This is a genomic window from Cellvibrio sp. PSBB023 (assembly GCF_002007605.1).
In the GTDB taxonomy this organism is placed as follows: Bacteria; Pseudomonadota; Gammaproteobacteria; order Pseudomonadales; family Cellvibrionaceae; genus Cellvibrio.
Genome location: NZ_CP019799.1, coordinates 3,169,192 through 3,192,060 on the forward strand (window position 1 = coordinate 3,169,192; position 22,869 = coordinate 3,192,060).

The window sequence follows — 22,869 nt, forward strand, 5'->3', positions numbered from 1 at the left end:
AATTATGGAATGTCGAGGAAAGAACGCTGCGGCGACTAAGCACCGCAGGGCAAGAAGGTAAAGCTTATTCGTTGACTGCGTCTTTGAGGGCTTTACCGGCCTTGAAGGTCACGGTTTTACTCGCCGCGATCTGGATAGTCGCGCCAGTCTGTGGGTTGCGACCCTCGCGCGCGGCGCGCTCACTGACGTTGAAAGAACCAAACCCCAACAGGGCAACCGATTCACCGCGGGCCAAGGCATTGGTGATCTGTTCGATAAATGCCGAGACAACCAGGTCCGCCTTATTTACACCCAGGTCAGTGGTATTTGCCAGGGCAACAACAATATCGGTCTTATGCATAATGAGCTCTCCTTTAGTAGTAGCAGACGGGAGTTTACCTGCTTGCAGTCAGTTGCGGCAGACTTGGCACCGGTTTTTCCTCACTCGGGGCAATACAAGCTGATAAACTGCGCCCGCTCACAGCCAGGCAGAGGAGATGGTTTTGCCCAGTGCCATAGTTCATCACCGCCGTTCCCGCTGGTGCCCGCGCCGGCAACTTGCCCCCCAGTGCCGCCCGCCCGCCATGCTAAACACCTGGCTGGATGACAGTGGCTCGCTCACCGCGCGCCTGATCGCACTCAGCGATAACCACTTTGCTGTGGATGTGTTGCGCCAGACCATCGCCCTGCCAAGCCCTGATGAGCAGCGCGCATTGCATATGCCGCGCCCCGGTTATGCACTGATCCGCGAGGTAGTATTGCGCGGCCACCAGCAGCCCTGGGTGTTTGCGCGCAGCGTGCTGCCCCTGTCCAGCCTCACTGGCGAATTACGCCACTTGCGCAAACAGGGCAATCGCCCCTTGGGTGCCTTTTTGTTCAGTCAGCCGCACTTAACACGCAGCCCCATTGCAGTGGCGGCATTTAACGCCGATGATGGCTATGTGCCTGCCGCCATCGCTCAATCCTATCCCTTGTGGGGACGACGTTCGGTATTTGCGCTGAAAGGTAAACCGCTGTTGGTGAGCGAGGTGTTCCTGCCCGCGCTGTGCGAGCAGTTGCACGGACATCAACCTATAACAACCAATAACAAGTCATTACCTCTAACGACGGCTTTTATTTGAAATCTGGCTTATGACAACTCCCAACAAACCGCGCCGCGCGGCTAAATCCACCGCGGCGATGAAACCTCCACACACTGGCCTGCCACAAGGTATTGTCGCCACCCTCAAACACAAGCTGCCGCTGTACTGGCGCCTGATGCGCATGGATCGCCCCATAGGCACCCTGCTGTTGCTCTGGCCGACACTCTGGGCCCTGTGGCTGGCCGCCGAGGGGGTGCCCAGCCTGAAAAACCTGCTGATTTTTACCCTGGGTGTGATTGTGATGCGCGCCGCCGGTTGTGTGATTAACGATTTTGCCGACCGCAAGATCGATGGCAGCGTAGCGCGCACCAAAGATCGCCCACTGGCCACCGGCGCCATTTCCAGCCGAGAGGCGATCGGCTTGTTTATCGGCCTGTGCCTGCTGGCATTTGTATTGGTGCTGATGACTAACCTGCTCACGATCGAATTGTCGGTAGGCGGCTTATTGCTCGCCTTTTGCTACCCGTTTATGAAGCGCCACACCCACCTGCCACAGGTAGTACTGGGCGCCGCATTCGCGTGGGGCGTGCCCATGGCCTACGCTGCTGAAGCGGGTTCGCTGCATGAAAATATCTGGCTGATTTACCTCGCCGTCGTACTCTGGACAGTGGCTTATGACACCTTTTATGCCATGGTAGACCGCGACGACGACTTGAAAATCGGGGTGAAATCCACCGCGATTTTGTTTGGCGAGCAGGATCGCCTCATGACGGCCATACTGCAAATACTGTCGCTCTACGCGCTGATTCTGGTGGGAGACCGCTTTGCATTGGGGCTGCTCTACTACTTGGGCCTGGCGGTGGCAGGTGGTTTGTTTGCGTATCAACAATGGCTGATTCGTTTTCGCGCACGCGAGGCCTGCTTCAAGGCGTTTTTAAACAACAACTGGGTAGGTGTGGCGATATTTGTCGGGGTCGCTACCGATTACTACTTTCGCTAGGACGCACTGAAGTAGCGGCATAAATTTTTAGCCTGTCATAAATATGTAACACTGAACTTATTAAATAAGCTGCAACAATAGCTTCACAAACCCGTGAAGCTTACCCAGGTTTTATCTAGGCAGACAATTATGACCGGTCGTAAAATCCTTATCGTCGACGATGAATCCGCCATTCGCGATATGCTGCGCGTTGCGCTTGAAATGGCTGAATACCAAGTGCTGGAGGCAAGCAATGCGCAGGATGCCCACAGCCTGATTATCGACGAAAAACCCGACCTGATTCTGCTGGATTGGATGATGCCCGGCACCAGCGGCATAGAACTGGCGCGTCGCCTGAAGCGCGATGAAGTCACCGCCAGCACCCCCATTATCATGCTCACCGCCAAGGGCGAAGAGGACAACAAAATCCAGGGGCTGGAAGTAGGCGCCGACGATTACATCACCAAACCCTTTTCGCCGCGCGAACTGGTTGCCCGCCTGAAAGCGGTTCTGCGCCGCGCCGACCCGCAAATTACCGCTGCGCCCATCACCGTGCAGGGCCTGTGCCTGGACCCGGCCAGTCACCGCGTGACCATCCACGATCAGTCAGTCGATATGGGGCCCACCGAATATCGCCTGCTGGAGTTTTTTCTCACCCATCAAGAAAGAGCCTATACTCGCAGCCAACTGCTGGATCATGTGTGGGGCGGCAATGTGTATGTGGAGGAGCGCACGGTCGATGTGCATATCCGCCGCCTGCGCAAAGCGCTGACCATCGACGGTCACGAAGACCTGATCCAGACCGTACGCGGAACAGGCTATCGCTTCTCCACCCGCATCGAAGCCTGATTACCCTGAATTCGCACAAAGAGACGGACAGTCCTGCAAGACACGCCGTAAATCCATCCCTGGAGGCTCATCGTCGGGATCCATCCCTCCGATGGTCTTGCAGGACTGTCCGTCTCTTTGTGCTCGCTTTTGTGCCACGAGGTTTAGGTCTTGTTAAAAGGTTTCAGCGCTGAACTCCAGCGCATTCTGATTATTCTCGCCATTTGCAGTGTGGTCGGTTTTTTCAGCGACAACTACGCACTCTGGCTGCTACTGGGCTGCGGCGCCTACATTGTGTGGATGCTGTGGCAGATGCGCCGCCTGAACCTATGGCTGCTCAAACGCGAGAGCGAACACCCGCCCGAGGCCAGTGGTATCTGGGGGCAGATTTTCGACAACATCTACCAGTTGCAGCGCGACCAGCGCATTGAAAAAGATAACCTGCAAGCCGTGATCAAGCGCATTCAGGAAATCAGCTCTGCCCTCAAGGATGGTCTGATTATTCTGGACGCCCGCGGCCACCTGGATTTCTGGAATCCCGCCGCCCATCGCATGCTCGCCCTGAATACCAAAGACCAGGGCCAATCGGTCATCAATTTTATTCGTCACCCCAAGTTTGTGACCTATTTTGAAGAGGGCAATTACGGTGAGCCACTGGAAATTCCCTCGCCGCGTTTTCCCTCCAAATACCTGCAATTTCAAATCACGCCCTTTGGTAAACACGAGCGCTTGATTGTGGTGCGTGATGTGACGCAATTGCACAACCTGGAAAAAATGCGCCAGGATTTTATCGCCAACGTCTCCCATGAATTGCGTACACCACTGACAGTGATCAACGGCTACGTGGAAACCCTCGCCGATAACAACACAGTGCGCAGTTGGGATAAACCGCTACAGCAAATGCTGCAGCAAGCCAAACGCATGTCGCTCCTGATCAACGATTTATTGGTGCTGTCCAAACTGGAGACGACGGAAGCGGGCCATAATCACAAGCCCATCAATATCGAACAATTGCTCAGCATTGTAAAAAGTGAAGCTGAAGTACTCAGCAAGGAAAAAAATCAGCAACTCACGCTGGTGTGCAACAACACAACACGCCCACTGTTGCTGCCGGGCAATGAAAAGGAACTGCACAGTGCCTTTTCCAATTTAGTGATTAACGCCATCAAATACACCCAGGAAGAAGGGCGCATTACGATTTTGTTATGGCAGGATCAAAAGAATTTCTACATCTCGGTCAGCGATAATGGCCCCGGCATAGAAGCCCAACATATTCCGCGCTTGACCGAGCGCTTTTACCGCGTTGATGCCAGCCGCAATAGCGGCACTGGTGGCACAGGATTAGGTCTGGCGATTGTAAAACACGTATTAATGCGCCATTACGCCGAGTTAAAAATTACCAGCGAATTGGGCAAAGGCAGTATGTTTATTTGCGTCTTTGCACTGCCGCAGTAACAACCCGCAACGACTGCATTCATTATTTTTTATCGCATTTGCGCCTCACACCACAAAAGTGATGCGCATCACAATTTTTTCAGCTTTGCAGCAAACGTATTTTTTTCCTCCGCATTAATCACAATTAATGCCAAAACTCGAACGCTTTACCCAAACTATTACTGTCCAAACTGAAAGTCGAACTCGCCAGTACAACGTTGTCATTTTAGACTCACCGCTGATGCAAAATTCCCTGGCGCCACCCTGCCGGGAATGACTGCACTGAAGTTGCCGCGTCACTCAAGTGACACCGGTTATTATTATTTACTTCCCGTAGGAGAGATTCAGAGTGAACAACATCAATAAGTGGCACTCACGCCTCAGCCTTAAAAACTGCGGTGTATCCGCCTTAATCATCAGCCTCAGTTCATTGTTTGCCATCGCCGATGCCAGCGCACATGGTTATGTATCATCGCCTAAAAGCCGTGTGATTCAGTGTAAAGAAAACGGCATTGAAAACCCGACTCACCCAGCCTGTATCGCCGCCAAAGCGGCCGGTAACGGCGGCCTCTACACCCCACAGGAAGTGGCTGTCGGCGGTGTGCGCGACAACCACGAATACTTTATTCCGGATGGCCGTCTTTGCTCCGTAGGCCGCTCTAACCTTTATGGTATGGATTTAGCGCGCACCGACTGGCCAGCGACCAACGTCAGTGCAGGCCCATTGCAATTTGTGTGGACTAACACTGCTGCACACAAAACCATGTACTTCCGTTACTACATCACCAAAGAAGGTTACAACCACGCGCAACCACTGCGCTGGTCTGATCTGGAATTGATTCACGATTCAGGTAAAGCGGATCAGGAACAATTCTCTTACCACACCGTTCAGATGCCACAACGTACTGGCCGTCACATCGTATACAGCATCTGGCAACGTGACTGGGAAAGAGACGCAGCTGAAGGCTTCTATCAATGTATTGACGTAAACTACGGCAATGGTAATGGCGGTGGAAACTCTTCAGTAGCGTCCTCCGTGGCCTCGACTAGCTCAAACTCCTCGACTGGTTCCAGCATTTCCAATAACACCTGTGCTGGCTTGGGTATCTGGAATCCAACCATTGCTTACCAAAACCCAACCCAAGTACAACACAACGGCAAGCGTTACCAGGCTAACTACTGGACTCAAGGTAACAACCCGGAGAGCAGCAATGGCCAATACGCTCACTGGCTGGATTTGGGAGCATGCGGTGGCTCCACCACTTCATCCACACCGTCCAGTGTTGCGCCTAGCTCATCCAGCCGTTCCAGCTCCAGCGTTGCACCCAGTTCATCCAGCGTAGCCTCATCTGTCTCTACCGGTAACTGCACATCTCCCGCCTACGTAAATGGTGCTACCTACGCGACCGGCGCTAAAGTCGTTAATGCGGGCAGTGAGTATCAATGTACTGTTGGCGGCTGGTGTACTGTTGGCGGCCCCTATGCGCCAGGTACTGGCTGGGCATGGCAAAATGCCTGGTCGCTGGTACGCAGCTGCCAGTAATCGCACCTGCTTGACCGGAACTGTCCTGCAAGTCTGTTCCGGACTGCATAAAAAAACGGCCATCCTCAGGGATGGCCGTTTTTTTCACCCACCCATTACACCAGCGGTGGCTGCTCGCCCGGTGATTCCTGTTGGAACTGCAAGCGCGCCAGTTGTTGATAAAGCTCACTCTGCGCCAGTAATTCAGTGTGGGTGCCCGTCGCCACAATGCGCCCTTGCTGCAACACCAGAATACGATCCGCATTGACTACCGTGGACAAGCGGTGCGCAATCATAATGGTGGTGCGATTTTGCATGAGCCGCTCCAGCGCCTGCTGTACCACCTGCTCGCTATTGGAATCCAGTGCACTGGTGGCCTCATCCAGCAACAGGATGGGTCGATCCGCCAGAATTGCACGCGCGATGGCGATACGCTGTTTTTGCCCGCCGGACAAGCGCACACCACGCTCCCCCAAATAGGTATCCAATCCCTCTGGCAATTGGGTGATAAATTCCAGCGCAAATGCCGCCTCACACGCGGCGATGACTTGCTCGTCAGTCGCCTCCGGCTGAGCGTAACGCACGTTGTCGCGCACACTGGCAGCGAAGATCACCGGATCCTGCGGCACCAAGGCAATGCGCGCACGCACCGCGTGCAGGTCGGCATCTTTCAGATCGACGCCATCGAGCAGCACATGACCGCCCGCTGGATCATAAAAGCGTTGCAGCAGTTGGAATACCGTGGTTTTGCCCGCACCGGATGGGCCGACCAGGGCAATTTTTTCACCGGGATTTACCCGCAAATCAAATCCCGCAAATACTGGTGTATCCGGCCGGGAAGGGTAAGCAAAATGCACCGCGCGCATCTCCACCAAACCGGCAGCGGGTTGCGGCAAGGGCAGGGGATCTGTACACAGTGGCAAGCTGGAAGGTGTCGCCAGCAGCTCCACCAGACGCTCGGTCGCACCGGCAGCGCGCTGCAACTCGCCAATCACCTCCGAAATCGTGCCCATGGCACTGGCCACAATTACCGCATAAAAAATAAAGGCCGACAGCTCGCCCGCGCTGATCCGCCCCTCCAATACATCGTGGCCACCGACCCATAAAATCAGGGCCACCGCACTGAATACCAGGGTAATCACTGCCGCCACTAACAGCGCTCGCTGCTGTACCCGTTTGACGCCAGTGGCAAAGGTCGCCTCCACCCGCTGATTAAACACAGAACCCGCCGCCGCTTCATGCCCATAAGCCTGTACTGTGCGAATTTCGTGGATCACCTCGTCGGTATAAGCGCCAACATGGGCCACCGAATCCTGACTCGCGCGCGCCAATCTGCGTACCCGACGCCCAAAGGCAATGATCGGCACCAGCACAAACGGAATCGCCACCAGCACCAACGCCATTAACTTCAAGCTGGTCACCGCCAACATCACCAGACCGCCGAGCAATAAGAGTGCGTTACGCAACGCCATGGAGACGCTGGAACCAATCACCGTCTCCAACTGGGTGGTGTCATTGGTCAGGCGCGAGAGCACATCGCCCGTACGATTCTGCTCAAAAAATACCGGCGACAAGGTCAGCAGGTGGGCGAACACCCGGCGACGCAAATCAGCCGTAATGCGCTCCCCCAACCAGGAGACCAGATAAAAACGGGCATAGGTCGCCACCGACATCAGCAAAATGACGCCCAACAATCCCAATAAGGCGATATTGAGCAACTCCGCACTCCCTGCCACAAACCCCTTATCGATCACCTGTTTAAGGCCCTGCCCGATCAACAACACACAACCGGCCGCAATCACCAAGGCAAGCAGCGCAGCGGCAATACGGGATTTATAAGGCATGAGTAAATCGACCAGAATCTGGCGGCGAGTCAAAGCAGTGGACATAAGAATTCCCAAAGGGAGTGACAGATCAGCAGGAGATTGGGGGAGCGGAATCTAAATACAAGCAGCGGGGGAGTGAGTGGTGACCTTTGTCAGGCCGGGGGGGCAGTCATAAAATAGCGGCAATAAAAAAGGCGAGATTCTCATCTCGCCTTTTTAATCACACTTCTAAATCCGTAAGGAATTAGATAGCGGTGATGTTTTCAGCCTGTGGGCCTTTTTGGCCTTGGGTCACAGTGAAGCTAACTTTTTGGCCTTCGGCCAGGGTTTTGAAGCCTGAACCAGAAATAGCGCTGAAGTGAGCGAAAACATCTGGGCCAGATTCTTGTTCGATGAAACCAAAACCTTTAGCTTCGTTGAACCATTTTACAGTGCCAGTAGTAGTTTTAGACATAGTGTTACCTATTAATACAAAAGTAAGGATTACCCCGAGGGGCGATTGTGCTGGAAATGTGGGAATTACTTATGTAAACAGGACAAAATTCTATTACTGGAACTTCGAAATGTGGTGCATAAATATTAGACGTACTTTCAAGCTGAGCCCAAGTCTACACGCCTTTGAGGCAAAGTCAATCATTTAACTTTTCCCGGCGCTGTCACCCGTGCGGGGCGCAGAAGGTATAATTCCCGGGCATTTATTTTGGCGGAAATCATCATGTTGTCATTCTTAAAACGCAGCTTCTTATTACTGGTAATCTGTTTTTCCAACACCACTCTGGCGCAGACCGGCACCTTCACCTTGTCCGATTGGCCCGCCACGGCAGCGACCTTAAAACCCCTGTACGTAAAAGCGATTATGGAACAAGCGGGCATCCATCAAGTTTCATTTACGCGCGACGCCAACTTTTATGTGGCCGAGCTGGATAAGTTTGCACAATTCGCGCAGGACAAGAATTATCGCCCCTATTTAAAAACATCCGTTGCGCAAAACCTGGCAACCCTTGCCGTAGTGAATTGCGATTGGCACAACGGCGTTGCGCCCTGGGAATTTGCCCAGAAGTATTTGGGCAATGAACAACTCGCGCTATTGCAACCGCTCTATGCGGAAGCCATCGCCAAATTACAAAACAATTGTGAGTGATGGCTCCATCTATCTAAAAATTGGTTGAATTTGTTTTACTCGCGGGGCTCTTTATTGTGCGGCGCAGAGCGTAGGATGCCCCATATCCTCTCGCTCTCTTTGCGGTTCCCTGTTTTGTTATGACTCGTCAATCACACCCTTATTTAATTGTGCTGCTCGCGGCAGTTATTGCGACTACGCCACTGGCGGTGGATATGTACCTGCCCGCCATGCCTGCTATCGCCAATGATTTGCACACACACATAGGTACAGTGCAGCAATCCCTGAGCATTTTTCTCGCTGCCTATGGCACCGGCATGCTGCTCTTTGGCCCGCTGGCGGATTCACTCGGACGGCGCCCCCTGGCTATTCTGGGTTTAACCGGTTTTACCTTGAGCAGTATTGCGCTGGCACTGGTAAACGACCCGCAACTGTTTTTGCTACTGCGCGCCACACAGGCATTTTGTGGCGCGGCCGCCACAGTGGTGGTGCCGGGCTTTGTGCGCCAGTTGTATCAGGAGCACACCGCCAAAGGCATGTCTTATTTATCCATGATGATGATGTTGGCACCGCTACTCGCACCGGGTATTGGCAGTGTGATTTTATGGTTCAGCGATTGGCGCAGTATTTTTATTGTGCTGGCCCTTTATGGCGCGATGATTTTTGCACTGGTGTGGAAATGGTTGCCGGAAATCAGCCAGCCGATCACGCGTGAAGATGCACCGCGCCCCGGATTTTTTAGCGGCTATCGGGTAGTGTTTTCCAATCGCAGCGCACGCCCCATGATTATGAGCATGATGTTTGGCTCCTTTTCATTTTTTTGTTTTATCACCGGCGTGTCATTTGTGTACATCAATTATTTTGGTGTGAGTGAACAAACCTTTAGCCTGCTATTCGGGTTGAATGTGATTTGTTTAATGCTGGCGAATTTTATTAATAGCCGTCTGGTTACACGCCTTGGTCCATTGCGTATGCTGCGTAGCGGTTTGCTGATTGCGCTGATCAGTGCCTTGTCACTGTGTCTGATCAATTATTGGCAATTGGACATTCTCTGGACGGTATTGAGCATAGCGCCACTGATGGGCGCACTCACCTTAATGTCCACCAATGCGGATGCCATTGTGCTCATGAAATTTCCACACAATAGCGGTACAGCCACCGCCGTGACTGGCACCTTACGCTTTGGTAGCGGCGCGGTTGCCGGGCCACTGCTCGCTTATTTCTACACAGGCACAGCCATGCCACTGGCGCTGTTAATGCTCAGTGGTGTGGCTGCCGTTGGCCTCTGCCAACTCTGGTATTGGTTTATCGAACCATCGCCCGCACCGGGCGCTCACTGAGTGACGTTTATGCACGAACAAAAAAATAACCCGCTCCACGGACTGACACTGGAAGCGATAGTCACCCGCCTTGTTGAACACTATGGCTGGGATGCACTGGGGCAATTGATTAGCATCCGCTGCTTCCAAAGTGACCCGAGCGTGAAATCCAGTTTGAAATTTTTGCGCAAAACCCCTTGGGCGCGCGAAAAAGTAGAGCAGCTGTATCTCTCCACCGATTTTTCATAAGCCCTATTTTTTGTACGGTGTTTGACGCGCATCAAACACCGCTGGCGCCAAGGCCCTATGCTAGCCACTTTGTATTCAGGACATTACTGGCATGAGTCAGGCAAGCATCACACGCGACAAAGCGCATTTTTTGTATAACAAGGATGGCCACCAATGCATTCAATTTTCCGATTTGGTGGTAGGCGAGGGCATTCAAGCCAATCAGTTTTTAATTATTGATAATAACCGCGCGGCGCTGATTGATCCCGGCGGCGATTTAACCTACACACCGCTTAATATTGAATTGGGCAAACGGGTTAAAACCCATCAACTGGATTATATTTTTGCCTCACACCAGGACCCGGACATTATTGCATCGCTGCCACGCTGGATGATGTATACCCAATGCCAGGTGGTCACTTCCAAACTCTGGTCGCGATTTTTACCGCACCTGGCCTCGCAATATATTACCCAACAACTGAACCACAATCTGGATGAACGCATTATTGCCATGCCCGATAAAGGTGGCGCTATTGCATTTGGCCGCGGCGAGATAATTGTATTGCCCGCACATTTTTTACATTCTGTGGGCAATTTTCATTTTTATGATCCGGTGAGTAAAATTTTATTCAGCGGCGATATGGGCGCCTCACTGGTGGAGGAACACGCCGAACAAGCCGTTGCGGATTTTGATGCACACATTCCCCACATGCTCGGGTTTCACCAGCGCTATATGGCCAGTAACAAAGCCTGTCGTCTCTGGGCAAATATGGTACGCGAGATGGATGTAAACATGATGGTGCCGCAACACGGCAGTCCCTTTGTCGGGCGGGCGATGGTAGAGCGCTTTCTCGATTGGATTAGCAACCTGCCCTGTGGCATTGACTTGATGAGCCAGCAACATTTTGATGCGCACAACGCCGGTTATAACCCGCCTTATGCACACCGCGCTTAGGTGTCTCGCACCAGCTCGCGCAAGGCCGCCAATAATTGCTCATCGCTAAAGGGTTTAGGTAAAAAACCGCGCGCGCCTTTTTTCAATGCATCAATTCCCACTGCTTTGTCGGTGACGGCAGAGATCACCAAAATACGCACACTGGGATCAAGGGCAATAATTTGTTGAATGCAGGCCACGCCGTCCATTTTCGGCATGGTTAAATCCATTGTGATTAATTGCGGGCGCGTTTTTTTAAACAATTCCAGCGCTTGCAAACCATTCGCCGCCGAGGCAACAACCCTGAATTGATCACTGTCATTGCAGCGTTCAATAGTGCGGCGAATAATGGGAGAATCATCAACTACCATCAACGTCAGCATGGCCAGATCCTGGTGAAACCGATACTTCTTGCGGCACCTGTGCCGGAGCAACAATCGGTAAATGGATAACAAAACGACAGAATTCTCCCGCACGGCTGGCAACAGTGATTTTGCCGCGCCGGGCAATAACATGCTGCATGACCAGATCCAACCCCGCGCCGCGACCGGCGTCTTTGGTGACCTCCTTTGCAGTAGTGAAACCGGGGTGGAAAATAACACTGCGCAATTGCTCACTGCTCCAGCCGTCCATTTCCTGCTCAGACCATTTTCCCAAGGCAATGGCTTTGTTGCGAATGGCAACAGTATCCAGGCCCTGGCCATCATCCATCACCATTAATTCCATTTCAGCGGGCGCAATAGCGGCCAGGCGTAAATCGATCCTGCCAGTCTGCGGTTTTTCACTCAGGGCGCGGTCATGGGGTGTTTCTATGCCGTGCACAACGGCATTGCGCAATAATTGAATGCATATCTCTTTGAGTTGTTGCGCGTAATCTGCTGCCAGCGCAATCTCGCTCAAGCCGCTCACCACCAATTGCACCCGCTTACCATTGCGCAGCGCGATATGTTGTACAAAATCATGCAGGTGATCCCAACCATCGTTGCGACGGCTGCCGGTGATATGTTGGTTATTCAACGAGCGCGGTGCCTGCGCAGACACCAGTGTAAATTGCCCGAGCCGCGCAGTGAGTTGCTGCACTTGCCGTGTGTCATTGATCAGCTTATCCAACTGTTCCGCCAGCGTCGCATAATCATGGCCGGTCAAATCCTGTTTGTTGCGCAACTGTGCGAGGCTGTCTTCCATGCGATGGGCGGCGTTTTCAAAAAAATCCAATTTGAGCGATGCAGCTTCACCTTTGAAATGATGAAGCTCACGAAAAATAGCGACGGCTTTATCGCGCACAGCCTGTGTCGTTTTGGTTGGCTGCTGCAAAATGCCATGAATGCGCGTAAAACACTGAAAGCTGTTGTTGATAAATTCGTTCAGCAGTTGCGGGTGAGTGTGCAGCAAGCTGGTGAGCATCTGCAATTGCGCATCGTTATGTTGACGACTGTCGCGCAGCGCCTGCGCCAGAGTGACTTGCGCAGAAATATCCTGCACCGTCACTAACACATGGGAAATAGCGCGTTCCTGATAGACGCGCGCAAAGGTAAATTGCAGATATTTTTCACACAGGTCGCCATTGGCCTGCACGCTATTCACAGCCACCTTGTTGAGCGGGTTCAAATCGCCAATCAATTTTTCTTTAATCGCTGGATCAAACAACAGCTCAACATACTGGCGAGCTGTTTCAGCCAGGGATAGATCAAGGGATGGCACAGTAGAGAGAACACTAGAGGGAGCAACAGATGAGGCGATAGCAGGATTGATAATGGATTCAAGCAACGCGTGAAAGGATTTACCAGCAACGGCTGACATGCCAAGAATATGAGGTAATTTGGCAGAGTATTGTTCACCAATTATCAGTTGGTGATCAATCAGAAACAGGCCTTCATTCACTGTGTCCAAAATCTCTGTGGTTTCCCGTCGCGCTTTTTCGATAACCACATCGCTGTCGCGTAACTGACGAACAAAGTGCAACAAAATAAACAAAAAATTCACAATGGCCAAACTGATGCCGATGGTTTGGATTAACCGCAAGCGTTTTGCCTTGGAGGCGGCCACTTCCTCCAAGCTGAGGGTGAGGTCATTCATGGAGTCCAGAATCGGCAAGTTATGCAAACGCGCCATGGCCACAGCGGCCGCCAACGCGTTTTCCACCTCGGGCGTTAACTCGCCGTCCGGCTTCTTGGTCGCGGCACTGGCAATTAATTGATCCACGGCATTTTTGTAGGGACGCCATAATTGTGAAGTGTTGTGTAGCGCATCGCGCCCGGCGCGATTCATCACCGCATCCAGAATGACTGTTGCATTGCCGGCGCCGCGCACGGGGCCACCCTGAATAAACGCTTGCAATGTGTCATCGAACAGGGTTTTGCTCAGCAACAATTCATCGTAGGCGGCGTTGAAGGCGGCAGGATCGGTGCGTGAACTGTCCAATACAAACAAGGTTTTTGCCATGCGCTGCGACAACATGCGCTGGCGACCAGCAAGGTTCACCCCTACCGCATCGCCGGCAATTTCAAATGAGATATAAAAATTCAGCAGCAATACCGAAGCATCCAGCAATAAAAACAATGCAACGGAAATTAAAATGCCACGGTATTTACCGTAATCGAATTGCAACGAGGTCGACATACATCACGCCCTGATGACCAAGAATTGCAGCCTTGTGCAAGCTGCCGGGCGCTCCAGATTTGCCCTCCACTACTCCCGCGCTATGGCGCTTATTGCACTAGTTATAGCGAAAGCTGTGCCAAGGCAGAATTAACGGCAACGGCTCATGGGCGGTTATTCCATGCGCTGTGCACGACAGCCAGTGCACACACCCGGATACACAGCGGTATAGGCTTGGTGCACTGACTGAATAATGCGCACCGCTTTGGATCTTTTTTGCGACCGCAGTACGGCCTCATCGCTATTATTTTTCGTCTTGTTGCTGCAAGGCCCACATTTGTGCGTAGCGGCCATGCAATTCCAATAATTGGCTGTGGGTGCCCTGCTCAATAACGCAGCCTTTATCCATCACCACAATTTGGTCGGCATCCACAATGGTGGATAATCGGTGCGCAATCACCAAGGTAGTATGCCCTGTTGCTACTTCGCGCATGGCTTCCAGAATAGCGCTTTCAGATTGCGAATCCAGTGCGCTGGTGGCCTCGTCAAAAATTAAAATGGGCGCGCCTTTTAATAATACTCGCGCAATGGCGATGCGTTGTTTTTCGCCGCCGGATACTTTTAAACCGCGCTCGCCCACCAGGGTTTGATCGCCCTGCGGCAAACTGCTGATGAAATGTTCCAGGTGCGCCATTTTTATCGCCCGTGTAATTTGTTCATCGCTGGCCTGCGGATTGCCGTAGGCGATATTGGCGCGAATGCTGGTATTAAATAACACCGTGTCTTGCGGCACTATGGCGATGGCACGGCGCAAACTGTCGAGCGTCACGCGGCGAATATCCTGCCCGTCAATTTCAATACTGCCGGATTGAATATCGTAAAAGCGATACAACAAACGCGCGAGCGTACTCTTACCGGCGCCCGAAGAGCCCACAATCGCCACTTTGCTGCCCGCGGGAATATGCAAATTAAATTGCTGCACTATCGGACGCTCGGGGTGATAACCAAAACCCACATCGCGCCAGTGAATATCGCCGCGCGCAATAGCGAGTGGTTGGGCATCCCCGGCATCCTGAATACTCGCGTCACGTTTTAGCAACGCCAGCATATTTTCCAAATCCGTCAGCGAGCGACGAATTTCGCGGTAGACAAACCCGAGAAAGTTGAGCGGAATAAACAGTTGGATCATGTAGGCATTGATCATCGCCAAATCGCCCAGGGTCATTTCTTTATTCAACACACTTTGCGCGGCCATCCACATCATGGCGGTAATTGCCAGGGCGATAATCAGTGCTTGCCCGGAGTTGAGCGCCAGTAGCGACATACGATTTTTGAGTTTGGCCGTTTCCCAGTTAGCGAGAAATCTGTCGTAGGTTTCTGCTTCGTATTTTTCGTTATTAAAATATTTTACCGTTTCATAATTGAGCAGCGAATCAATGGCGCGGGTGCTGGTGGTGGAGTCGGCCTGATTGGCTTCGCGCACAAATTTATTGCGCCACTCAGTGGTGTAAATGGTGAAGACGATATACACCGCAACCGCCACCACAGTGATCAGGGCATACCAAATAGAAAAGGCGGCGGCAAAAATAATCGCCACCATTAAAATTTCAAACAGCGTGGGCACTATGTTGAACATTAAAAATCGCATTAAAAAACTGATGCCGTTGGTGCCGCGTTCAATATCGCGGCTAATGCCACCGGTGGCGCGATCCAAATGGAAGGCCAGTTCCAATGAATGCAGATGGTTGAATACACGCAGGCCAATTTTGCGCATGGCGTGTTCCGTCACCCGGCTGAACAGCGCGTCGCGCACCTCGCCAAAAAAAACGCTGCCGAAGCGCAGGGCGCCGTAAAAAAGGACAAAAAAGGCGGGAAACACCAAGGGCGCGGCAAGGCTCGCATCCACACCATCGATAATGTGCTTCAGCGCCCAGGGCATGACCAAGGTTGCGCCCTTGGCGGCGAGCAGCGCGAGAATCGCCAGTAACACCCGGCCTTTGAATTCCCACAAATAGGGCAGGAGATACGCCATGCTCTGGCGTAAATTCACCCTGGCATTTTCGGTGCGTTGTTCCTGGTTGGGGTGGGCAGATAAACCCGAGGAGTGCATACCGCGCATAACAATAGTCTTTAACCCTGAGAGTGAAAAAGACGCCGTTAGCGCTCGGATAAAGGCTAGTCGGCGTTGGTCGCCGGCAAGTGTATAACAACCGCGAGGCCGCCGAGTGAACTCTGTTGTAACTGCAAGGTGCCGCCACAGTGTTCGACAATATCGCGCACTATGCCCAGCCCCAGCCCGTGGCCTTGCACTTGCTCATCAATGCGGGTACCGCGGCTTAAGACTTGCTCGCGCTCGGCTTCGGCAATACCGGGGCCATCGTCTTCTATCACCAACTCAAATTGCTGTGACGCCGGCAGCTGCGCAATGCTCACCTGCACCTGCTGCCGCGCCCATTTGCAGGCGTTGTCCAGCAGGTTGCCCAACAATTCCAGAATGTCTTCGCGATCCCAGGGCAAACGCAGCTTGTCCGGTGCTGACCACTGTATTTGCAAATCGCGGCGATGAATTAATTGCAACGTAGAAATTAAATCGGGCAGTTCGGTGGCGCAGTGAAAATGCGCACCGGGCAGGGCTTCACCGGCAAGCCGCGCCCGCGCCAATTCGCGGCTGATGCGCTCCTGCATTTGCTGCAGTTGGGTGCGCAAATTATCGCGCAGTGCTGGCTGGTTATTTAATTCATGGCGATTGGCGAGACTAAACAAAATCGCCAGCGGCGTTTTTAACGCATGGCCTAAATTGCCCAGCGCATTGCGCGAGCGTTTCAGGCGATCCTCCGTGTGTTGGGTGAGACGATTTAATTGCGCAACCAATGGCTGCAATTCTTCCGGTACGCTGGTGGCCAGCGTCGTGCGCTGCCCCTGTTGTAACTGGGCAATTTGCAGGCGCAAGTCTTCCAGCGGGCGCAGGGAGCGCGCCACCAGATAACGCTGCAACAACACCAGGATGATGAGCGCAGCCAAGCCCAGACCGGCGCCCATCCACTGCATACGCCGAAAATTATCGAGCATGGGTGTGTAATCCTGCGCAACCTGAATCACGATGGTTTTACCAAAGCGGCGAAATTGTGCGCTGTAGACTAATAACTGCTGCGCTTCCGGGCCGTCTTGCAAATCCGCTTGCAGGCCGCGCGTGTTTGTCTGAGGCAATTGATGATCCCACAGCGAGCGCGAACGCCATTGCTTGCCATCAAAATCAATTAAAAAATAGTAGCCGGAAAACGGACGACGATAGGAGGAACCAATGCGCTGCATATCTAACTCAATACCATTGGGGCCGCGCACCAGTGCCGCCAACAGGGTTTCACTTTCCTCTTGCAAATGCGTATTCAAATAGCGGCGCAACCCCTGATCAAACACCCACAAGCTGACTTGTGCCAGCAGCAGCCCCACCAGAATCACCACGCCAATCAGCCCCAGGCTGAGCCGCTGTTGAATGGAATTTAACGCGGGTTTCAGCGCGGCGGGAATGAAGGCGGAGGGTTTTATCACGATGGTTGTTCCACCAGGCGATAGCCTTGGCCGCGCCGGGTTTCTATCGCCGCTTTGCCCAATTTTCCGCGCAGGTGATTGATATGCACTTCAATCACATTGGAGTCGCGTTCGCTTTCGCCATCGTATAAATGATCGTGCAGTTGTGCTTTGGAAATAATTTTGCCCACGTTCAACATTAAATAGCGCAGCAGGCTAAATTCAGCGGCGGTGAGATCAAAGGTCGCGCCACCTTGCGTGACTTGTTGCAGGGCTTCATCCAACTGCAAGCCCGCTGCCGTCAAGTGGGTTTGATTGGCCTGACCGTGACTGCGACGCAGCAGCGCTTGAATGCGCAATTGCAATTCTTCCGGGTGAAACGGTTTGGTGAGGTAATCATCTGCACCGGCTTTCAAGCCCTCAATACGCTCGGCCCAGTGATCGCGCGCAGTGAGGATTAATACCGGGCGCAGGATTCCTGCGGCGCGCCATTCGCGCAATACCTCAAGGCCGGATTTCCCCGGTAAACCGAGATCCAGCACAATTAAATCATAGGGTTCCGTTGCACCTTGGTAGGCGGCATCGCGTCCGTCGGCGAGCCAATCCACGGCGTAACCGGCGCGTTTTAAATCGGCCGTTAATTCATCGGCGAGGGCGACATTATCTTCCACGATGAGAATTCGCATCAGTCATCCTCTTCGTCTTTTAGCAACTGGCCCGTGCTCGCATCAATTTCCAATTCGCGCACCGTGCCATCGCGGGTAATCAGTTCCACTTCATAGATGTAAATATCGTCATCCTCCTCCAATTCCACTTCCAGCAAACGAGAGGCGGGATGACGTGCTTGCACAATCGCCAGCAAATTTTCCAGCGGCATGATGCGCCCCAACTCGCGCAAACGCAGCGCTTCGTCCTGGCTCAGGTCATCCGCATTGACACTCAAGGTGAGTGCCAATAGCGGGATATAACTGATGAATCGCAATAAGGGGCGCATTCGTTACCTTGCTGTTTTTTGCTGACGCTGACGAATTAATCGTCTTGTTGGTTTTTGAGGATTTCACCGGTGTTGGCATCCAGCTCTATGTCCCACTCAAGGCCTTGCGCATCGCGCAGTTCGATTTGATAGACATAGCGGCCCCACTGGTTTTCCAACTCGGTTTCATGCACCACGCCACCGGGGTGTTGGGCAATGGCCAGGGCGTTGAGTTTATCAAACGCCTGAATGCTGCCAGCATCGCGCAATTTGATGGCTTCATCAAGGCTGACATCTTTTGCCTGAGCCAGAACAGCGGTAGACATTAACGCGGTAAAAACGAGGATATGTTTAGTAAAAGTCATGATGGTCTTCCTATTCATTTCATACAGTGATGGTTAAGGGTTTCAGGCAGATGCCTGTGTCGACCTGTTCAGAATAGGGCGGCCCGCTTAAATGAACCTTAATTTCACACCGCATGGATTTTTCACCCGCTCCCGCCTCCGCATCCACAATCTTCACCACAACCACAAGTGGAATTGACTGGCAGATGTGGCTTATAGATACTGCGCACACGCCGTAGGACACTACTTGTTATGAGGAACCGCGTAAGAGCCATGTGCTCATGGAACCCGGCACAAGGAACGAGTCTGCGCGCGATTCCAATAATCACACCAAGGATTCACCTATGCTCCTGCGCATCTGCCTTGCCGCAGCACTGCGTGTCAGCGCCCTGCTGGCACTCCTTATCTGCAGCCTCTCCTCGCTTCAACTGCACGCCGCTACTGCACATAAACCACTGCCGCTGGAAGTGTTTTATAACGATGCGATGATCGAAGATATCGAACTCTCACCCGATGGCACTCACTTGCTGGCACTCAAAAATGTGGGTGGCGATACGGTGGTGATGGTGGTGGAATTGGCCACCGGCAAGACCTTTTACTCCACCAAAACCGATAACAAGGAATTTAAATTTAATTGGGTGCGCTGGGCCAATAACGACCGCATTTTGATGAGCCTGCGCTTTGATAGCCGCCTGCCCAACGGTGTGAAATACATGCAATCGCGCCTGCTGGCCACCGATGCCAAACAGCAGGGCAAAATCATCACCCTGGTCAAACCCGACAAGGACGCCGCCTACAACTGGGTGAGCCAGTATCAGGACAATGTGATCAGCCTGCTGCCCGACGACCCGGAGCACATACTCATCAGCGTGGATCGCGAAGTGCCACTGCATCAAACCGTCTACAAAGCCAATGTGTATACCGGCCGCTTGCAACGTGTGAAAAAGCACTCGGGCAGCGTGCGCTCCTGGTTTGCCGACCATCAGGGCAATGTGCGCATCGGTGAGCACTATGACGATAAAAAACGCAAAGTGACGTACAAAATCCTCGATCTCGCCACAAACAAATGGGTTGTTGCCTGGGAATATGTCGTCTTTGACGAACCCTCGATTGATATCGCCGGTTTTGGTAACAACCCGAATGAACTCTATATTTTTGCGGATCATGAAGGACGACAAGCACTGTTCCGTGCCGACTTGTCCAAGCCCGGCTTCCCGCGCGAGCTGGTATTGAGCGATGACAGCTATGACATCAGCGGTCGCCTGATTTACTCCCACGCGCACAAAGAAGTCGTAGGCCTTTATTACAACGATGGCAGCTCGCGCAGTGTGTTCTGGAACAAGGAATTCAAAGCCTTCCAAGGTGGATTGGATAAAGCCTTGCCCGACACTCGCAACTACATAGTGAACATGAGCGCCGACGCTCGAAAATACGTGCTCTTCAGCACCAACGCCACCAAACCCGGCACCTATATGTATGGCGACCGCGATGCCAAAACCCTCACGCACCTCGCCGACACTTATCCGGCGTTAACCGAAGAGGTACTGATTGCCAAGCAATCGCGCCGCTACAAAGCGCGCGACGGTTTGGAGCTGGAAGGCTTTTTGTCGCTCCCCAAAACCTTTGCCAACAACCCCACCGCCGCGATCATCCTGCCGCACGGCGGTCCCATGAGTGAAGACGGCAAAGCGTTTGATATGTTCTCAACCTTCATGGCCAACCGCGGCTACGTCGTATTCCAACCCAACTTTCGCGGCTCCTCAGGCTACGGCCACGACTTTATGATGCAAGCGGTAGGTGGCTACGGCCTGGAAATGCAGGACGACCTTGAAGACGCAGTGAAATACCTGGTCGATGAAAAAATTGCCGATCCGAAAAAAGTTTGCATCGTCGGCGCCAGCTACGGTGGCTACGCCGCACTCATGGGCGCTACCAAAACGCCGGATTTATTCCAGTGTGCAATCAGCTTTGCCGGTATGTCCGACCTGGTGCAAATGAGCAAGAGCTTCCGCCACTTCACCAACAAAAACACTGCGCGCAAACAATTTGGTGAAGATAAAGGCCAATTGAAAGAAACCTCGCCGGTGCGCATGGCTGAAAAAGTCAAAATTCCTGTTCTGTTAATCCACGGCGACGATGACACATCAGTCCCTGTGGAACAGAGCCGCCTCATGGCGCGCGCACTGAAAAAACACGGCAAAAACTATGAATACATCGAATTGGAAGAGGGCACTCACTACCTGGATTACCTGCCCCATCGCCAACAAACCTTTGAGGCCATGGAGAAGTTTTTGCAGTCCTATTTGAAAATCTAACGTGTTCCCTGTCCATCAACCCAATAAAAACGCCGCCCTGTAGACTGCAAGGCGGCGTTTTTCCGGTTATCGGGGATGAGTGGTATTATGCAGCCACATTCGCCCTAATCCCGAGCATCAATGAAAATACCCAAACGCTTACAACCTCTGGTCGATGATGGCCTGATCGACGAGGTTTACTACCAATTAATGAGCGGCAAAGAAGCGCAAGTGTTTGTAGTGCGCGCCAATAACGAAGTCCGCTGTGCCAAAGTCTACAAAGAAGCCAATAAACGCAGCTTTAAACAAGCAGTGCAATATCAGGAAGGCCGCACCGTGCGCAACTCGCGCCGCGCCCGCGCCATGGCCAAAGGCACCCGCTACGGCCAAAAAGAAGCGGAAGAAGCCTGGCTGAATGCCGAAGTGGATGCCCTCTATCGCCTCGCCGAAGCTGGTGTGCGCGTACCTACGCCCTACTGGTTTTTGGAAGGTGTGCTGGTGATGGAACTGGTGGTTGATGAAGACGGCGACCCCGCGCCGCGTTTGGATGACGTCGCCTTTGACCCCGACACCGCACGCGATTATCACCAGCAAATGATGATGGAAATTGTGCGTATGCTCTGCGCCGGGCTGGTACACGGCGACCTGTCAGAATTCAACGTGCTGGTCGACCACAGCGGCCCGGTTGTCATCGATTTACCGCAAGCCGTAAATGCAGCGGGCAACAACAACGCCAAAGCTATGCTCACCCGCGATGTGAATAACATGCGCGACTACTTTGGCAAATACGCCCCGGATTTATTAGTCACCCACTACGCCGACGAAATTTGGGATTTATTCGAACACGGCAACCTGCACCCAAACGTAAAACTCACCGGCGAATTCGCCGAGAGCAACATCGACGCCGATATCGCCACCATGATGCGCATTATCGAACACGCCAAGCAGGAAGAAGAGGAACGCAAAGAGCGCGAACGCATGGCGCGGGATGGGGAGTTTTAAAAATCACCGCATTAACACACTGGCGATAATCCTATCGCCAGTGCTCCGCAAGACTTACAACATCATCCCACCCGATACCTCAATGCGCTGCGCATTAATCCAGCGATTCTTCTCGGATAACAGCGACGCAATCATCGGCCCTATGTCATCGGCGACACCGACTCGCCCCAAGGCGGTTTGCGCGGCAATCATTTGGTTGAGCTGGTCATTATCGCGTACGGCACCGCCGCCAAAATCGGTTTCAATTGCGCCCGGCGCGACAACGTTTACCGCAATACCACGTGCGCCCAATTCTTTTGCCATATAGCGGCTCAAGACTTCTATACCGCCCTTCATCGCCGCATAAGCCGCGTAGCCGGGAAAGCTGAAACGGGCGAGGCCGGTGGAAATATTGACTATGCGACCGCCATCCTTAATCAGTGGCAATAATGTTTGCGTGAGAAAAAAAGTCCCTTTCAAATGGATATTCATCAGCAAATCAAATTGCTCTTCCGTGGTTTCTGCAAAGCTCGCATGAATGCCGATACCGGCGTTATTGATTAAAAAATCGATATTGTCGCGCTGCCATTGTGACGATAAAAGTGCACCCAATTGATAGGCAAAGGCCGCAAACGTTTTGCTATTACCCACATCCAGTTGCAGCGCAGCTGCCTGTACACCCAGCGCGCGCACTTCAGCCACAAGGGCTTCAGCCTCGGCCTGTTTGCTGTTGTAGGTGAGCACCACATCCACGCCCTGTCTGGCCAATGCCAGTACCGTATTTTTACCCAAACCACGGCTACCGCCGGTGACTAACGCAATGTTGTTCATAGGAACCTCGTTGTTGTACCCATCTGCCAAAGGAAGAAATCATGTATCGAGGCCAGTCTATTACCCGAA

22 protein-coding genes are annotated in these 22,869 nt (G+C 52.8%); 11 read left to right on the forward strand and 11 right to left on the reverse strand.

Going from position 1 to position 22,869, the window contains the following annotated elements:
- Positions 1–64: 64 nt before the first annotated feature.
- On the reverse strand, positions 65–340 hold the full coding sequence (locus B0D95_RS13785) for an HU family DNA-binding protein (protein ID WP_007638849.1): 276 nt from the start codon (positions 338–340) through the stop codon (positions 65–67).
- A 136-nt stretch (positions 341–476) separates the two neighbouring features.
- On the opposite strand from B0D95_RS13785, the gene B0D95_RS13790 reads away from it, so the two are divergent.
- The 5 genes from B0D95_RS13790 (at position 477) to B0D95_RS13810 (ending at position 5,845) form a co-directional block, all read left to right on the forward strand.
- On the forward strand, positions 477–1,100 hold the full coding sequence (locus B0D95_RS13790) for a chorismate lyase (RefSeq protein ID WP_246841609.1): 624 nt from the start codon (positions 477–479) through the stop codon (positions 1,098–1,100).
- Positions 1,101–1,236: 136 nt separating this feature from the next.
- Positions 1,237–2,061, forward strand: coding sequence for a 4-hydroxybenzoate octaprenyltransferase (gene ubiA / locus B0D95_RS13795; protein WP_244904624.1), 825 nt, complete (start codon positions 1,237–1,239; stop codon positions 2,059–2,061).
- 129 nt (positions 2,062–2,190) lie between these two features.
- A complete protein-coding gene (gene phoB, locus B0D95_RS13800; protein ID WP_078044436.1) occupies positions 2,191–2,889 on the forward strand; it encodes a phosphate regulon transcriptional regulator PhoB in 699 nt (232 codons plus the stop codon).
- Between the two features lie 150 nt (positions 2,890–3,039).
- Complete coding sequence (gene phoR, locus B0D95_RS13805) at positions 3,040–4,323, forward strand: phosphate regulon sensor histidine kinase PhoR (RefSeq protein ID WP_078044437.1); 1,284 nt, start codon at positions 3,040–3,042, stop codon at positions 4,321–4,323.
- Between the two features lie 328 nt (positions 4,324–4,651).
- Positions 4,652–5,845, forward strand: a complete 1,194-nt coding sequence (locus B0D95_RS13810) for a lytic polysaccharide monooxygenase (protein WP_078044438.1) — start codon at positions 4,652–4,654, stop codon at positions 5,843–5,845.
- A 95-nt stretch (positions 5,846–5,940) separates the two neighbouring features.
- Here B0D95_RS13810 and B0D95_RS13815 read toward each other — a convergent pair whose 3' ends face one another.
- Both B0D95_RS13815 and B0D95_RS13820 read right to left on the reverse strand, forming a co-directional pair.
- Positions 5,941–7,713: an ABC transporter transmembrane domain-containing protein gene (locus B0D95_RS13815; RefSeq protein WP_078044439.1), complete on the reverse strand. Its 1,773-nt coding sequence runs from the start codon at positions 7,711–7,713 to the stop codon at positions 5,941–5,943.
- Between the two features lie 181 nt (positions 7,714–7,894).
- Positions 7,895–8,104 carry a cold-shock protein gene (locus tag B0D95_RS13820; RefSeq protein ID WP_007638858.1) on the reverse strand — a complete coding sequence of 70 codons (210 nt, stop codon included), beginning with the start codon at positions 8,102–8,104 and terminating at the stop codon, positions 7,895–7,897.
- 261 nt (positions 8,105–8,365) lie between these two features.
- Here B0D95_RS13820 and B0D95_RS13825 point away from each other — a divergent pair, with 261 nt between their 5' ends.
- The 4 genes from B0D95_RS13825 (at position 8,366) to B0D95_RS13840 (ending at position 11,272) form a co-directional block, all read left to right on the forward strand.
- Positions 8,366–8,791: a hypothetical protein gene (locus B0D95_RS13825; RefSeq protein ID WP_078044440.1), complete on the forward strand. Its 426-nt coding sequence runs from the start codon at positions 8,366–8,368 to the stop codon at positions 8,789–8,791.
- Between the two features lie 119 nt (positions 8,792–8,910).
- A complete protein-coding gene (locus B0D95_RS13830) occupies positions 8,911–10,110 on the forward strand; it encodes a Bcr/CflA family multidrug efflux MFS transporter (RefSeq protein WP_078044441.1) in 1,200 nt (399 codons plus the stop codon).
- Positions 10,111–10,119: 9 nt separating this feature from the next.
- The gene (locus B0D95_RS13835) at positions 10,120–10,338 is read left to right on the forward strand and encodes a VF530 family DNA-binding protein (RefSeq protein WP_078044442.1); all 219 of its coding nucleotides are present in this window, start codon (positions 10,120–10,122) and stop codon (positions 10,336–10,338) included.
- 91 nt (positions 10,339–10,429) lie between these two features.
- Positions 10,430–11,272 (forward strand): MBL fold metallo-hydrolase, encoded by an 843-nt coding sequence (locus tag B0D95_RS13840; RefSeq protein WP_078044443.1) that lies wholly within the window; start codon positions 10,430–10,432, stop codon positions 11,270–11,272.
- Here B0D95_RS13840 and B0D95_RS13845 read toward each other — a convergent pair.
- The 7 genes from B0D95_RS13845 to B0D95_RS13875 all read right to left on the reverse strand — a co-directional run bounded on the left by B0D95_RS13845 (position 11,269) and on the right by B0D95_RS13875 (position 18,715).
- A complete protein-coding gene (locus tag B0D95_RS13845) occupies positions 11,269–11,634 on the reverse strand; it encodes a response regulator (RefSeq protein WP_078044444.1) in 366 nt (121 codons plus the stop codon). The two genes, B0D95_RS13840 and B0D95_RS13845, sit on opposite strands and share 4 nt — an antisense overlap.
- Complete coding sequence (locus B0D95_RS13850; RefSeq protein ID WP_078044445.1) at positions 11,612–13,870, reverse strand: type IV pili methyl-accepting chemotaxis transducer N-terminal domain-containing protein; 2,259 nt, start codon at positions 13,868–13,870, stop codon at positions 11,612–11,614. The genes B0D95_RS13845 and B0D95_RS13850 overlap by 23 nt, the downstream gene beginning before the upstream one ends.
- 283 nt (positions 13,871–14,153) lie before the next feature.
- Positions 14,154–15,968 (reverse strand): ABC transporter ATP-binding protein/permease, encoded by a 1,815-nt coding sequence (locus B0D95_RS13855; protein ID WP_078044446.1) that lies wholly within the window; start codon positions 15,966–15,968, stop codon positions 14,154–14,156.
- A gap of 56 nt (positions 15,969–16,024) precedes the next feature.
- Complete coding sequence (locus tag B0D95_RS13860; RefSeq protein WP_305763979.1) at positions 16,025–17,398, reverse strand: sensor histidine kinase; 1,374 nt, start codon at positions 17,396–17,398, stop codon at positions 16,025–16,027.
- Positions 17,395–18,063, reverse strand: a complete 669-nt coding sequence (locus B0D95_RS13865; protein ID WP_078044447.1) for a response regulator transcription factor — start codon at positions 18,061–18,063, stop codon at positions 17,395–17,397. The genes B0D95_RS13860 and B0D95_RS13865 overlap by 4 nt, the downstream gene beginning before the upstream one ends.
- Positions 18,063–18,371 (reverse strand): PepSY domain-containing protein, encoded by a 309-nt coding sequence (locus tag B0D95_RS13870; protein WP_078044448.1) that lies wholly within the window; start codon positions 18,369–18,371, stop codon positions 18,063–18,065. Before B0D95_RS13870 ends, B0D95_RS13865 begins: the two co-directional genes overlap by 1 nt.
- Positions 18,372–18,406: 35 nt before the next feature.
- On the reverse strand, positions 18,407–18,715 hold the full coding sequence (locus tag B0D95_RS13875; protein WP_078044449.1) for a PepSY domain-containing protein: 309 nt from the start codon (positions 18,713–18,715) through the stop codon (positions 18,407–18,409).
- Positions 18,716–19,038: 323 nt separating this feature from the next.
- Here B0D95_RS13875 and B0D95_RS13880 point away from each other — a divergent pair, with 323 nt between their 5' ends.
- Positions 19,039–21,009: a S9 family peptidase gene (locus B0D95_RS13880; RefSeq protein WP_078044450.1), complete on the forward strand. Its 1,971-nt coding sequence runs from the start codon at positions 19,039–19,041 to the stop codon at positions 21,007–21,009.
- A gap of 120 nt (positions 21,010–21,129) precedes the next feature.
- The gene (locus B0D95_RS13885; protein ID WP_078044451.1) at positions 21,130–21,990 is read left to right on the forward strand and encodes a PA4780 family RIO1-like protein kinase; all 861 of its coding nucleotides are present in this window, start codon (positions 21,130–21,132) and stop codon (positions 21,988–21,990) included.
- A gap of 54 nt (positions 21,991–22,044) precedes the next feature.
- Here the strand turns inward: B0D95_RS13885 and B0D95_RS13890 are convergent, their stop codons facing one another.
- A complete protein-coding gene (locus B0D95_RS13890) occupies positions 22,045–22,800 on the reverse strand; it encodes an SDR family NAD(P)-dependent oxidoreductase (RefSeq protein WP_078044452.1) in 756 nt (251 codons plus the stop codon).
- Positions 22,801–22,869: the final 69 nt, after the last annotated feature.

Excerpts from the sequence above, each read along its gene's own strand:
- B0D95_RS13830 (WP_078044441.1), top strand. The coding sequence starts at position 8,911 with ATGACTCGTCAATCACACCCTTATTTAATTGTGCTGCTCGCGGCAGTT.
- phoB (WP_078044436.1), top strand. The coding sequence starts at position 2,191 with ATGACCGGTCGTAAAATCCTTATCGTCGACGATGAATCCGCCATTCGC.
- B0D95_RS13890 (WP_078044452.1), bottom strand. The coding sequence starts at position 22,800 with ATGAACAACATTGCGTTAGTCACCGGCGGTAGCCGTGGTTTGGGTAAA.
- B0D95_RS13855 (WP_078044446.1), bottom strand. The coding sequence starts at position 15,968 with ATGCGCGGTATGCACTCCTCGGGTTTATCTGCCCACCCCAACCAGGAA.
- B0D95_RS13785 (WP_007638849.1), bottom strand. The coding sequence starts at position 340 with ATGCATAAGACCGATATTGTTGTTGCCCTGGCAAATACCACTGACCTG.
- B0D95_RS13820 (WP_007638858.1), bottom strand. The coding sequence starts at position 8,104 with ATGTCTAAAACTACTACTGGCACTGTAAAATGGTTCAACGAAGCTAAA.
- B0D95_RS13885 (WP_078044451.1), top strand. The coding sequence starts at position 21,130 with ATGAAAATACCCAAACGCTTACAACCTCTGGTCGATGATGGCCTGATC.
- B0D95_RS13790 (WP_246841609.1), top strand. The coding sequence starts at position 477 with ATGGTTTTGCCCAGTGCCATAGTTCATCACCGCCGTTCCCGCTGGTGC.
- B0D95_RS13865 (WP_078044447.1), bottom strand. The coding sequence starts at position 18,063 with ATGCGAATTCTCATCGTGGAAGATAATGTCGCCCTCGCCGATGAATTA.
- B0D95_RS13840 (WP_078044443.1), top strand. The coding sequence starts at position 10,430 with ATGAGTCAGGCAAGCATCACACGCGACAAAGCGCATTTTTTGTATAAC.
- B0D95_RS13880 (WP_078044450.1), top strand. The coding sequence starts at position 19,039 with ATGCTCCTGCGCATCTGCCTTGCCGCAGCACTGCGTGTCAGCGCCCTG.
- B0D95_RS13825 (WP_078044440.1), top strand. The coding sequence starts at position 8,366 with ATGTTGTCATTCTTAAAACGCAGCTTCTTATTACTGGTAATCTGTTTT.
- B0D95_RS13870 (WP_078044448.1), bottom strand. The coding sequence starts at position 18,371 with ATGCGCCCCTTATTGCGATTCATCAGTTATATCCCGCTATTGGCACTC.
- B0D95_RS13835 (WP_078044442.1), top strand. The coding sequence starts at position 10,120 with ATGCACGAACAAAAAAATAACCCGCTCCACGGACTGACACTGGAAGCG.
- B0D95_RS13845 (WP_078044444.1), bottom strand. The coding sequence starts at position 11,634 with ATGCTGACGTTGATGGTAGTTGATGATTCTCCCATTATTCGCCGCACT.
- B0D95_RS13815 (WP_078044439.1), bottom strand. The coding sequence starts at position 7,713 with ATGTCCACTGCTTTGACTCGCCGCCAGATTCTGGTCGATTTACTCATG.
- ubiA (WP_244904624.1), top strand. The coding sequence starts at position 1,237 with ATGCGCATGGATCGCCCCATAGGCACCCTGCTGTTGCTCTGGCCGACA.
- B0D95_RS13875 (WP_078044449.1), bottom strand. The coding sequence starts at position 18,715 with ATGACTTTTACTAAACATATCCTCGTTTTTACCGCGTTAATGTCTACC.
- B0D95_RS13850 (WP_078044445.1), bottom strand. The coding sequence starts at position 13,870 with ATGTCGACCTCGTTGCAATTCGATTACGGTAAATACCGTGGCATTTTA.